We start from the raw sequence: 12316 nt of genomic DNA on the forward strand, positions 1-12316 counted from the left end.
TTGACTAACTTTATTTTACATCACTCGACAATTCTTATGCAAAGAAATAGCACTAAATTTTTACACTTATAAATAAACATTTACGTTATAATAATGGTATGTTTCTATGTTTAAGTATCGAAAAATCCACTGTCCTTTTGTAATAATCGCCATTTATTACAAAAAGAAAGCGATGTGTTGGAGATATGGTTTCAAAGGATAATATGTTAGAAAAAATTATGGACCTTTTTCAAAAGCATGGTGTTTTTATCAAAGTAAATAAAGGGAATAAAATTTTTCTAGAAGGTGAACGGTCAAAGGAAATTTACTATATTAAGTCGGGTGTTGTATCGATTAGTCAAGAAACAGAAACTGGGAAGGAATTGACGATTCGAATATGTGGTCCTGATAGTATCATTGGAGAGGGTTCATTATTTTGTAACCTTGTCTATAATTCCATGACTGCAAAAGTTTTAGAATCTGCTACGCTATATGTTTTAAGTCGGCAGTCATTAGAACATTTACTGGAAGAACAGCCTACGATTATGGTGGAATATATGAAGTGGCTACAAACAGAAAATTTAAAGCATCAGAGTCGTTTGCGTGATTTAGTGTTAAACGGAAAAAAGGGTGCCTTGTTTTCAACGCTCATTCGTCTATCTAATACGTATGGTAAGCTTTTAGAGGATGGTTCCATTTTTATTGAGTTTCAACTAACAAATACGGAAATTGCAAATTTGTGTGCGACTAGTCGTGAAATGATTAATCGCATGTTGAATGATTTAAAAAAACATGACATTTTGACTTTTGACAAAGGCTTTATTACTATTCATGATTTACAATTTTTAAAAAATGAGATTGCCTGCGAAAATTGTCCATTACAAGTATGCCGTATCGATTAATTCGTTACATGCTAAATCCCTGCTTATTAAAAATAAGCAGGGATTTTTAATAGACACTATTAGCGTACACCCAATGCCATTTTGGCATAGCGTGACATTTTGTCTTTTGACCAAGGTGGATTCCATACAATATTTACATTTGTACTTTTCACTTCTGGAAGCTCGTTTAATGCTGTATTCACTTGATCCACAATCACTGGGCCAAGTGGACAGCCCATCGATGTTAACGTCATTGTAACCGTTGCTACACCTTCATCATCTAAATCTACATCATATACTAAACCTAAGTTGACGATATCAATTCCAAGCTCAGGGTCAATTACATTTTCTAATGCACCTAACATGCTATCTTTCATATCCTGATCCATTCCCATTTCTCCTTCCATCATAGTGTTAACCTTATCATAGCAGATGCATCATATTATGCCAAATGCTCTGCAAGCCACTCTGTTGCTGCCAACATTCCATCACGTGGTACAACATGTCCAGCCTTTTTATTCACCATGAATGTTAAATTTTCAGGGTTTGCTTGATAGTATTCCCGTAATGTTTCATAAAATTTATATGTTTCATGGAAAGGGACGGTTTTATCTAATTCACCGTGCCAAAAGAATATCGGGCGTCCCGCAAATTTTTCAGGAGTTAGACTAACATCATAGTTAGCTAGGACCTCATTAATTTTTTGAACATCATTCTCTGTCATGGGCCAATTGACACCACTTTTTATGAATTGCTGTAATTGGTATTCACCCAACTTTATAAAACCAGGCGCACCCATACATATTGCAGCCGTTTGAATCCAATCATAAAGCTTAAGGCAGCCTGATGTCACAATACCACCCATGGACGTACCTGCTAGGCCAACTTTATGATTAGCTAATAAATTTTTATTCTTTAATTCATTATATAATTGTTCCACTTCATGAATAGAATTTATAACAATGTCCCAAAATTTCAAGTTCATTTGCATCTCTGTTAGGCCTTCGTTACGATCACCATGAAATTTTGCATCTGGTAATAGGACACGCACCCCTTTATGCACCAATTGATATGCATAGTGTAAGTTATGTTCTTTTGCACTCATAAAGCCGTGTAAAAAGATCACTACCGGTGTTTCTTCATTCATATTGTCTGAATGTATATGTAATAAAGGAATATTTCCCCACATTTCTTTTTCTACAAACATTCTTGTCACTCCCAACTCTTGTCTCATCTTTATGTTAGCAAACTTTTTTCACTGTGACAAAATTTTGACGAATGAAAGACAAAGAGATACTATTCAAACTATAGGAAAGGGGCAACGAGCTATGAAACCGCATTTAATCGTGTTAGATTTAGATGGTACTTTATTAACAGACCAACAACAAATTTCCTCAAAAACAAAAAAATCATTATTGCAGGCTAAGGAACAGGGGCATCAAGTGATGATTGCAACTGGCCGTCCATATCGTGCTAGTGATATTTATTATCATGAGCTTGGGCTTACAACACCAATAGTCAATTTTAATGGAGCTTATGTGCATCACCCTAAAAATGCCTCTTGGCAGCATATGCACACTCCCATTGATTTAAGTGTTGTCCATGATGTCGTTCATTCCATTAATAGTTATGAGTATGAAAATATTATTGCTGAGGTAAAAGATGATATTTATGTACACACAGAGGATGATCGCATCTTAAATATTTTTAATATGGGTAATCCCAAAATTACACTTGGGGATTTATACACACATCTCTTAGATAATCCTACAAGTTTACTGATACAGGCAAATGAAGCCAATTCTGTCATTATTCGTGACCATTTACAGGCTGTACACGCTGAAGTTATTGAACACCGTCGTTGGGGAGCACCGCTTCATATTATAGAAATTGTTCGCCGTGGCTTAAATAAAGCAGTAGGCATTGCACACGTAGCAAAGGATTTAGGTATTCCGCGTGAACGCATTATTGCATTTGGTGATGAAGACAATGATTTAGAGATGATTGAATATGCTGGAATTGGCGTAGCGATGGGGAATGGTATATCAAGCCTTAAAAATATTGCCAATGAAATAACTACGACAAATAATGAGGATGGGATTGCAAAAATACTCATCGAACGCTTGAAATTATCATAGTTAAGTAGTAACTTCAAGTTACTATACCATTTTTACCAGTTTAACTTTATTCAGTGGTACCCCTTCCGGTTGACTTAAGTGAGTACCGACTGAATAAAGCTAAACAGGCTTTAAAAAGTAAGTTGAAATTAGGGGGACAAGAGAATGAAGATTTTTACGGATAGTGGATGTGATTTACCAAAGTCTTACTATGAAGAAAATGATGTCGTGCTACTCCCTTTACGAGTGCAATTGAACAACAAAGAATATGAAGATGTCATTTCCATTGATTCCAAAGAGGTTTATGATGGAATCCGTCAAGGTGCCCAACCAAAAACATCTCAAGTATCGCCAGAGCTTTTCTTGAAGCACTTTGAAGATTTAGCCAAAAAAGAGGAGGAAGGTATCTATATTGCCTTTTCTTCAGAATTATCCGGCACATATAGTACTGCTCAAATGATTCGGAATCAAGTATTAGAACAATATCCTTCATTGAAGTTAGTCATTATTGACTCTAAATGTGCATCACTAGGACATGGACTTGTTGTAGAAGAAGCTGTTCGACTTAGAAATTTAGGAACCTCCTTTGAAGATGTAGCGACTAGAATTAGCGCTTTCGCTCCTCAGATGGAGCATTTATTTACAGTTGAAGATTTGGACTACCTCGCTAAGGGTGGGCGTGTCTCAAAGGCTAGTGCCTTTTTAGGTGGTCTTCTAAGTATTAAACCTATTTTAAATGTAGAAGATGGCAAGCTTGTACCGATAGAAAAATCACGTGGTCGTAAAAAAGCACTTAATCGTATGCTGGATTTAATGCAGGAGCGTGGAGGTAGCTTTACGAATAAAATTGTTGGTATTAGTCATAGTGATGATGTGGCCTTTGCCAATGAAGCAAAGGCATCCATTCAGGAGCGTTTTTCTCCACAGTCGGTTCAAATTACAATGATTGGCTCAGCGATCGGTTCACATGTGGGGCCGGGCACTATCGCAATCTTCTTCACGAATAAGAGCTATCAAGGCTAAGCCATGAATGATTGGCATTGCCGAGCTGTTTGAACTTCACTGAATGAAAACAAAAATAGCATGTTAGGACGACTCCTAGCATGCTATTTTCTTTGTGAAATTATTAAGAAGCGTCTTGTTCTTGACGACGAACTTTTCCTCGTCTAATGATGATGACAACAAAGCCAATAAAGATGACCCAAACTAAGCCAAGAGCAACCATATACGGCACGTTTAATCCCTCATCATTTCGAACCTGATAAATCTCTACCATTTCTCTGTCTAAAATAACTGGATAAACTTGCTTTTCATTTATACGAACTTTTTCCTCATGTAAAATCCCGTTTAGCATTTTCCCTTCACCCAGTTGTTCAGGTGTTAAGTCCACGCGTTGTGTTTTGCTCGTATTATTAACCATAATTACCCATTGTTCTTCATCCGAAGTACGTGTAAAGACAAGTAGACCATTTTCATTTGTAATGACTTTAAAATCACCATTACGTAGAGTGGCAGACTGATTTCGTAAGGTTTGAACATTTTTTATATAATCAATTAATTCTTCATCTGTTTTAAAGTTATAAAGTTGATGTGTATCAGGTTTAGCTTCCCCGTTCATCGCAATTTCTGTACCATATTGGACAACTGGAGTTCCTGGCATCATAAATAAAGCACCCATAGCCATTTTTAAACGTGTAGGCGGGAACATATTTTCATTCGCAGAATCGAATGTAAAACGGTGGGTTTCTAGAGAATCTACCATAATTTGCGTCGGTTTTTCTCCTGAAAATGGCTCTGTTAATTTAGACGAGTCCATATCAACATTCTTAAAGATATTACGATAAATTTCTGCTGTCTCCGTTGAGAAGGTTGCATCAAAATCAGCATCGCTCGCTTCATTTGTTATGACATAAAGAGAGGCTTTAGTATCTTTTAATGCAGCTATCATGTTATTTATAAAATCCGTATCAGCATCTGAAATATGGGTTAATCGAATCCCACCAATATCATATGTAGAAACAAAATCTATGGCTGATTGAATAAGCGCTTCTTGCACGTCTTTATTCGATAAATCCCACTGAATTTGCCCATTATTCGTAGAAGCAATCCAGTCTGCTTTGGCAGCATCCTTTGCCCATTCATGATTAGGACTTACATCACTGAGTGGGAAATCCACCATGATAGACATGTTTTTAGCTTTATAGGCCTCTACAACACTTTGGAATTCTTCTGTAGTCCCAAAATGGCGTTCAATCGTAGAATAGCTTGTTGGCATAGATCCATCATATTTTTCTGTAGAGTAAATAGGTCCAATGGAAACAATTGTATAACCCATTTCACCGATAAATTTTAATTTATCTTGTAGACCTGTAAAATCCCCCCCTGCAAATTTCGAAGGGTCTTGCGTATTTGTATCAAAATCGTTTGTGCCCGAGCCATTAAAGAAACGGTCAACGAGTAAATCATAGATGCTCTCTTCTGCAATCGATGTTGTTGCTTTTGCATCCGCATGCGCAACAGGTGTAGTACTTACAAATGTAGTAGCTAGTAAAAGTGATGCAGCTGTCGCACTTATCCACTTCTTGAATTTCACTGTTATTCCCTCTCTTTCAAACCAATCCATCGTCATTTTACCAAATAACACTGTCACGTCGCTATCATTTCAAAAGATTTTACGAAAATGCGGAACGAATTACGGCAAAAAGGTGTCCGTTCACTTCCATTTCAGTATGCTATCTGCTTTAAAAAAATAAAAGCCGCGAAGCACATACTTCACGACTTTCACCAAATATTATGCTAAGAAATTTTGACCCATTGGTAGCTTGAAGCCTAGGAACAATGTAATCAATAAGAATACTGCAAATAAAATCCAGAACATGCCAGTTGGTTTATTTTTCTTTTGGCGTACTAATACCATTTCCATCATACCAATTACTAGAATACCACCTATGAATTTAAAGCCGTAAAGCATGCCCATGTTGTAATTCATGCCTTCAATGAATAATGCCCCACCTGTAATGATAATTAGTACATAGAATAGACGCAATGTCATATGTAAGCCTTTTGATTGCTTGCCCATTAGCGCAGCGATTAAAAAGATAACAATAGCTACTACCCACGTAGTAATATGCAAATGCGTTTGGCTAGTTAAAAAACCCATGTTTGTCCCACCTCATTCATTTTTCTATCAAACTCTATCCTACCATGCGATGGAAAGGGTTTCAAACATTACAATAGTGTTCACATAATTTACACTATTTGCGACTTAGAAACTCCCTAGAAAGCAACTTACACAGGGAGTAATAAAAAAATCCGCGGAGTAAAGACTCACACGGATTCCCTTTTATTATTCAAAATGGTTGACTAAAGTACCAATGCCTTGAATAGATACTTTTACTGTATCTCCAGCTTTTAAGAATTGTGGCGGGTTCATGCCTTTACCAACTCCTGCTGGTGTACCTGTTAAAATAACATCGCCTGGCTCTAGTGTTACATGCTCAGATAGGATAGATACTAAAGTTTCAACTGAGAACATCATGTCCTTCGTCGAGCCGTTTTGGCGTACTTCATCGTTTACTTTTGTGACTACTGTTAAGTCCTGAGGATTCGGAATTTCATCCTTTGTTACAAGGTATGGTCCAAGCGGACAAGTGCCCTCCAAGCTTTTACCTAAGAAGAACTGTTTATGCTTCTCTTGTAAATCACGAGCTGTTATATCATTGGCAATTGTATAACCAAAAACATAATCATATGCTAAGTTTTTCGGAATGTTTTTACCACGTTTTCCAATAACGATAGCAAGCTCCCCTTCATAATCCATTTTAGATGAAAGGTCCGCATGGATGGAAAGCGTTTGTCCATCTGCTGCAATAGCCGTTGGTGATTTTGTAAATACCATTAATTCCGTTGGTGCTGCCTCTGCACCCATTTCTTTGGCATGTTCATTATAATTTTTACCTATACACATAATATTTTTAGGTGTACGTGGGATTGGTGAAAGCCACTCGATTTCTGTAAATTCACGTTTAAAACTATTAGCACGATCTGATTTTTCAGCTGCTTCTACTAATTTACGAATCTGTTCAACAAAATCAAAGCCTAAAGCAATGCCATCTACAATTGAACTTGAAAAAGAAGGGAGAACTTGAAGTTCATTTTGAATAGCGAGTACATCCCATACCGCTTCTTCTTTTTTTACTTTTGGTCCAAAGCTTACATGTCCACCTAATTTGAATGATAAAATTTTCATGATTGAAAGAGCTCCTTCTTTTTTCTACATGATACAACAATATGATAGAAATTGCCTCACTTTTGCGACAATAATTTTATAAGTTGTTATATCTTCATAAATTATGCATGTGAAGCGGAATATATTATCATATTTTTCCTTTTTCCTTATACGTTAATTTGCGCCATAAAGCCTCTAACGGACCTTGCTTCCATTTTGATAACCAAATTTCGGCTATGATCATTTGTACAACAATTATTCCAAAGGCAATGAATACACCTGTTTCTACACTTATTTTCCCATACCAACCAAAGCCAAATTGATAGAATAAACACGTGCCGATTATGGATTGCAATATATACATCGTTAACGACATTCTTCCAATTTTGCCAAAAGGACTAAGTAGCTTAGGTACAATTGGCAGCAGGCAAAGTAGCACTATGACCGCGATATATCCCACAGAAAGGATAGGGCCACCTATGTATACCTTTAAATAATCTAATAAATATGTCCGTGTAAGCATAATAGGCAAACTTTTGATTGTTATGCCGATAATCAATCCGGCAAGGGCAAGTGCTAGCCACAGCCATTTTAATTCTTTTGCTCGCTCTACTAGACGCCATTTTGATGCAGCTGCGCCTATTAACATATATGGTAAAATAGTAAACAATGCGGCAAACCACATCCCTATACTTGCTTGCATCGATAAGTCTGTTAAGCGTTGCATAAAGGCATCTAGCCAGTTTCCAGTCCCATAAGCCGTAATCGCCTTCTCAACAGATACAATATCTAAATAGTCATCCACCTTCGTATTAAACTCCATAATCCCTAAAACAAATAACATAAAAACTTGCATCAAACCATTCATGATAATTGCACTAATCAATAACCAAATAGGGCTTAAACGTAGTAAAAGCACTAAAAATACCCCACAAAAGGCGTACACCATTAAAATATCGCCCCACCATATAAGTACGGCATGTATTAAACCAAAGGCAAATAATACAGAAAGTCTTCGTAATCCTAGCGTATAGAAATTTTGCTCACGACTTTGTGCTTTTTGCCACTGCATGGCAAGCCCATAACCGAATAGCATCGCAAATAGTGGATAAAAGCTACCTTGTACATAAATATCTAAATTTTTCTGCCAAACGATATCGGATGGTGTTGTAAACCAAGATGCCAAATCAATATGCGGCATTGGCAAATAAAATGCATACATATTTACGAGTAAAATACCTAATAAACTAATACCTCGTAAAATATCTAATGTTGCCAGTCGATTCTGCAACATTGTCGGTTTAAACTCCACAAAATAGCCCCCTCTTAAATAGCAGCTATGGTGTAAGCAGAGCAAGCAAAAATTGCATGACTCCGCTTTCCATAACAAATGCTTATGCCTGTACAGTTTGTTCATTATCGAATAAATACAGCACTTTTTCACTTACTTTAATTTGTAAAATCGATTCAATAGCTTCACTATAAACACGAAGCTGAACAGCATAACGCCCCATTATTTCCTTTGTCAGGGCGGGCTCCTTTGCAAAATGTGGGAGGATGCGGTCTGTCTTGTAATCTAGCAAGACCCAGTTACCATATTCATCCTCAAACAAACAATCGATAATCCCTTGGACGATTTGAGCATCCCCATCTTCATCTACTCTACTAATAGTAAATGGCATTTCTCTACGTATCTGTCTTGCCTGCTTAAAGCGTTGTCCAATTTCGGTATGAAAGAAATGATAAACTTTCTTTATCGGAACCACTTTTCCCTCTGCCTCTGTTAGTAGCTGTTTTGCTACTAAATTTGCTACAAAGCCTTTTACAGCTTCAATAGTATCAAAGCCAAACTGTGGAATATGCTGCATCACTGTATGTACAGCCGTTCCTATTTCCGTGCCTGTTAGCTGTTGATCCTGTAAAAAGGTTGGTCGTGGTGCAATAGAAGTTGAAGTCCGCTTAGCTGGAGTAGCAAAATAATATTCTGGCTCCTCCTGACGCTGTAAGTTTTCTAAACGTTTAATTTCACTGACCGACGTTTTAGAGCGTTTTCTTGTTGATTTTTGATACGTATACTGCGCGTGAAAGCGTGCCTTTATTTCAGATAAAAGTGCCTCATCCTCTTGTGTTGTAAGGTGTTGTTGTATTTCATCATTAAATGCCTGTATATCATACGAATAATGTCTCGTATCAATGGGCTGTATCCACCAATGGGATGGACTGTCCAATTCTTTATATGAAGTGGTAGCTTGGGAGGCAAAGTCACCATGTCTTGCCACAGCTGGTCCAATCCAGTCTAGATAACTATTAGCTCTAGCCCGCAAATATTCTTGAAGCGGAGCATCACTCGGTATATTTTGTGCATCCTGCCAGTTGTCTCGTGTTTTCTCCCAATTCTTCACGGAGCCCACTAAAATCAAACGTTCCTTTGCACGTGTCATGGCAACATATAAGACACGCATTTCCTCTGCACGCATTTCCAGCTCTTTTTTCTCTTTCAGCGCCAAAAACGGTAATGAAGTATAAGTTATCCGATTTTCTGGGTCAATGGCCTTTACAGCTAGGCCAAAATCTTGGTCGAATAAATAAGGATGATGAAAATCCATCTTATTAAATGGGCGTCCCATTCCTGCCACAAAGACTACAGGGTATTCTAATCCCTTGGAGGAGTGAATGGTCACAAGGCGTACTACGTCGTCCTTTTCACCAATTGATTTAGCAGTCCCTAAATCATCTCCGCGTGTACGCATCCGATCTATAAAGCGTAAAAAGCGGAAGAGTCCTCGAAAGGCCGTTTGCTCATACATTAATGCACGATCATGTAAGATACGTAAATTGGCCTGCCGCTGCTTACCATTGGGCATTGCACCAACCATTTCATAATAATGTGTATCTAAATAAATCTTCCAAATTAAATCTGATAGTGATCCACGCCGTGCTAAATCTCGCCAATTTTCAAAAGCTAGCATAAAGCGTTGAAGTTTTTCAAATGTAGTCGTCTGTACTCCCTGTCCTTCACTTCGAATAAATTGTCGTAATGCATCATAGAAAGGTACCTTTGAATCAGCTAAGCGGATTTTAGCTAATTCATTTTCCGTCAAGCCAACAAAAGGTGCACGCAGTACAGAAGCCAAGGGGATGTCCTGATAAGGGTTATCCACTACCTTTAGGACATTTAATATAATCATGACTTCCAGTGCATCAAAATAGCCCTTGGACGACTCTGCATAAAGTGGAATACCCGCTAGTTTAAATTCCTCCACTAAATCCGTCGACCATGTCATAGAGCGCATTAAAATAACAATATCACTATACTTCAATGGCCTTTCTGTCATTGATTTCGTATCATAGACAGTGGTGCCATCTTCCATCATCTGTCGTATACGATCAATAATAAAGCGTGCTTCATATTGTGACTTTTTTAATTCCTCTAACTCAGATGCTTCATCAGTTTTATCCTCTTGCTCGTCTACTGTTTCCTCATCCTGTGGAGGATGCATCACGACAAGCTCAACAGGTACTTCTTTTTCATCATAGGGCGCTGCTGGCTTTAATGACGCATTGTCATCATAGAGAATTTCGCCGACACGCTCACCCATAATTTGAGCAAAAATATAGTTTGTCGCGTTCAATACCTCTTTACGACTACGAAAGTTGGCATTTAAATCGATACGCATGCCCGTTGCATCAGGCGTTTCCAAAAACTCACTATATTTCCTCATAAAGAGCTTAGGTTCGGCTAAGCGGAAACGATAAATACTTTGCTTGACGTCTCCCACCATAAACAGATTTCCATCCTGTTCTTCTCCTGATTTGACAAGTTGTAAGATCGTTTCCTGTAGCATATTTGTATCCTGATATTCATCCACAAGTACTTCCTTAAAACGTTTTTTCAGATCAAGCGCTACGGGGGATGGCTGTAGCTCTCCATCTACCTCAACTGTTAAAATTTGCAGTGCATAATGCTCTAAATCTGAAAAATCAATAATACCTCGCTCTAACTTGGCAAGTCTGAATTGCTCACTAAAAATAGTCGTCAATTCCACTAATGTGCCAATGATTGGCGCCATCAAGCGTATTTCTTCTAGCAAACGTGCGGGGGTGCGAATAAAATAGGTTTCTTTCATTTTATTCATAATTTTTTTCGCTGCTTCCCGCTTTTTCTTTGCAAGCTCCTGTAACTCCACGTCTACTAAAGCGTCCTTTGATACTCGCTTTAATGTAGACCACTTGACAGTCGCAAAATAATCAAAGAGTTCCTGCCATGTACCTTCCTGACTTATTCGAATCCCTTCCTGAATCATAGCAAAATCAATTTCTGCCGTTTCAGCATATGGGGCTGGTCCATCGGGTTGGAGGGTAATTGCTCGCATTTCTGAAATTAGTACGAAGGCTTCCTCCAAACTATGTCGAACAGTCAATTTAACATAGTGGGATAGCTCTAAATCATCAATTGTCACTTCCTCCGCTAATTCATAAGCTTTCGGTAAGCTCCACAGCCATCTTTGAGGCTCTGCGTGTACCCGAGAAGTATCATAAAGCTTACTAATCAGCGTTTCTATAGCCTGATCATCTCGATCTGACGTAAAGCTATCCACAAGTCGATAAATAGCTTGTACCTGTGTCTCTTCTTCAGAATCATAGGCTCCTTCTAGAACATCCGTTACTATATCATCTCTTAATAAGGCTACCTCTGCCTCATTAGCAATACGAAATCCAGGATCGATGTCGAGCAAATAAGCGTACTGTTTAACAATTGCTAAACAAAAAGAATGCAATGTTGATATTTGCGCCTTATTAATAAGACTCAGTTGTCGTCTTAAATGACTGGAAGTTGGATTTTCTACTATAGCCTTTTCTAGAGCTTCTGACATTCGATGGCGCATTTCAGCTGCTGAAGCATTCGTAAAGGTCACCACCAGTAGCTCATCTACATTAATGGGATTGTCAGTAGCAATAACTTTTTCAATCATACGATTAATCAGTACCGCTGTTTTCCCAGACCCCGCTGCAGCCGACACAAGTGTATCCTGACCACTAGCGTAAATGGCTTTCCACTGATCGTCTGTCCATGAGACATCCGCCGGCTTTATAGGAATTGTTTGGACCAT

General features: G+C 38.0%; 10 protein-coding genes. 3 read left to right on the forward strand and 7 right to left on the reverse strand.

Annotation, left to right across the window (positions count from 1 at the left end; translation table 11 throughout):
- Positions 1 to 185: 185 nt before the first annotated feature.
- Positions 186 to 881, forward strand: a complete 696-nt coding sequence (locus ACP3VS_RS02955; protein WP_012292949.1) for a Crp/Fnr family transcriptional regulator — start codon at positions 186 to 188, stop codon at positions 879 to 881.
- Between the two features lie 59 nt (positions 882 to 940).
- Here the strand turns inward: ACP3VS_RS02955 and ACP3VS_RS02960 are convergent, their stop codons facing one another.
- Positions 941 to 1249 (reverse strand): metal-sulfur cluster assembly factor, encoded by a 309-nt coding sequence (locus tag ACP3VS_RS02960; RefSeq protein WP_025116795.1) that lies wholly within the window; start codon positions 1247 to 1249, stop codon positions 941 to 943.
- Between the two features lie 53 nt (positions 1250 to 1302).
- The gene (locus ACP3VS_RS02965) at positions 1303 to 2067 is read right to left on the reverse strand and encodes a prolyl oligopeptidase family serine peptidase (protein ID WP_031418750.1); all 765 of its coding nucleotides are present in this window, start codon (positions 2065 to 2067) and stop codon (positions 1303 to 1305) included.
- A gap of 121 nt (positions 2068 to 2188) precedes the next feature.
- Between ACP3VS_RS02965 and ACP3VS_RS02970 the strand changes: the two genes are divergently transcribed.
- Both ACP3VS_RS02970 and ACP3VS_RS02975 read left to right on the forward strand, forming a co-directional pair.
- Entirely contained in the window at positions 2189 to 2998 is an 810-nt protein-coding gene (locus tag ACP3VS_RS02970; protein WP_031418748.1) for a Cof-type HAD-IIB family hydrolase, read from the forward strand.
- Between the two features lie 144 nt (positions 2999 to 3142).
- Complete coding sequence (locus tag ACP3VS_RS02975; RefSeq protein WP_012292944.1) at positions 3143 to 4000, forward strand: DegV family protein; 858 nt, start codon at positions 3143 to 3145, stop codon at positions 3998 to 4000.
- A gap of 103 nt (positions 4001 to 4103) precedes the next feature.
- On the opposite strand, the gene ACP3VS_RS02980 is transcribed toward ACP3VS_RS02975, so the two are convergent.
- The 5 genes from ACP3VS_RS02980 to addA all read right to left on the reverse strand — a co-directional run bounded on the left by ACP3VS_RS02980 (position 4104) and on the right by addA (position 12316).
- Entirely contained in the window at positions 4104 to 5570 is a 1467-nt protein-coding gene (locus tag ACP3VS_RS02980; protein ID WP_036214815.1) for an alpha-amylase family glycosyl hydrolase, read from the reverse strand.
- 198 nt (positions 5571 to 5768) lie between these two features.
- Complete coding sequence (locus ACP3VS_RS02985; protein WP_012292941.1) at positions 5769 to 6137, reverse strand: YisL family protein; 369 nt, start codon at positions 6135 to 6137, stop codon at positions 5769 to 5771.
- Positions 6138 to 6323: 186 nt separating this feature from the next.
- Positions 6324 to 7226 carry a fumarylacetoacetate hydrolase family protein gene (locus tag ACP3VS_RS02990; RefSeq protein ID WP_012292940.1) on the reverse strand — a complete coding sequence of 301 codons (903 nt, stop codon included), beginning with the start codon at positions 7224 to 7226 and terminating at the stop codon, positions 6324 to 6326.
- A gap of 127 nt (positions 7227 to 7353) precedes the next feature.
- Positions 7354 to 8517: a DUF418 domain-containing protein gene (locus ACP3VS_RS02995; protein WP_426388353.1), complete on the reverse strand. Its 1164-nt coding sequence runs from the start codon at positions 8515 to 8517 to the stop codon at positions 7354 to 7356.
- 82 nt (positions 8518 to 8599) lie between these two features.
- Positions 8600 to 12316, reverse strand: coding sequence for a helicase-exonuclease AddAB subunit AddA (addA, locus tag ACP3VS_RS03000; RefSeq protein ID WP_426388354.1), 3717 nt, complete (start codon positions 12314 to 12316; stop codon positions 8600 to 8602).

The sequence above is a fragment of the Lysinibacillus sp. VIII_CA genome (assembly GCF_049943995.1).
GTDB classification, from domain to species: Bacteria; Bacillota; Bacilli; order Bacillales_A; family Planococcaceae; genus Lysinibacillus; species Lysinibacillus pinottii.

Bases quoted from the DNA above. Each gene is read 5' to 3' on its own strand.
- ACP3VS_RS02955 (WP_012292949.1), top strand. From the start codon at position 186: ATGGTTTCAAAGGATAATATGTTAGAAAAAATTATGGACCTTTTTCAA.
- ACP3VS_RS02960 (WP_025116795.1), bottom strand. From the start codon at position 1,249: ATGGATCAGGATATGAAAGATAGCATGTTAGGTGCATTAGAAAATGTA.
- ACP3VS_RS02965 (WP_031418750.1), bottom strand. From the start codon at position 2,067: ATGTTTGTAGAAAAAGAAATGTGGGGAAATATTCCTTTATTACATATA.
- ACP3VS_RS02970 (WP_031418748.1), top strand. From the start codon at position 2,189: ATGAAACCGCATTTAATCGTGTTAGATTTAGATGGTACTTTATTAACA.
- ACP3VS_RS02975 (WP_012292944.1), top strand. From the start codon at position 3,143: ATGAAGATTTTTACGGATAGTGGATGTGATTTACCAAAGTCTTACTAT.
- ACP3VS_RS02985 (WP_012292941.1), bottom strand. From the start codon at position 6,137: ATGGGTTTTTTAACTAGCCAAACGCATTTGCATATTACTACGTGGGTA.
- ACP3VS_RS02990 (WP_012292940.1), bottom strand. From the start codon at position 7,226: ATGAAAATTTTATCATTCAAATTAGGTGGACATGTAAGCTTTGGACCA.
- addA (WP_426388354.1), bottom strand. From the start codon at position 12,316: ATGGTCCAAACAATTCCTATAAAGCCGGCGGATGTCTCATGGACAGAC.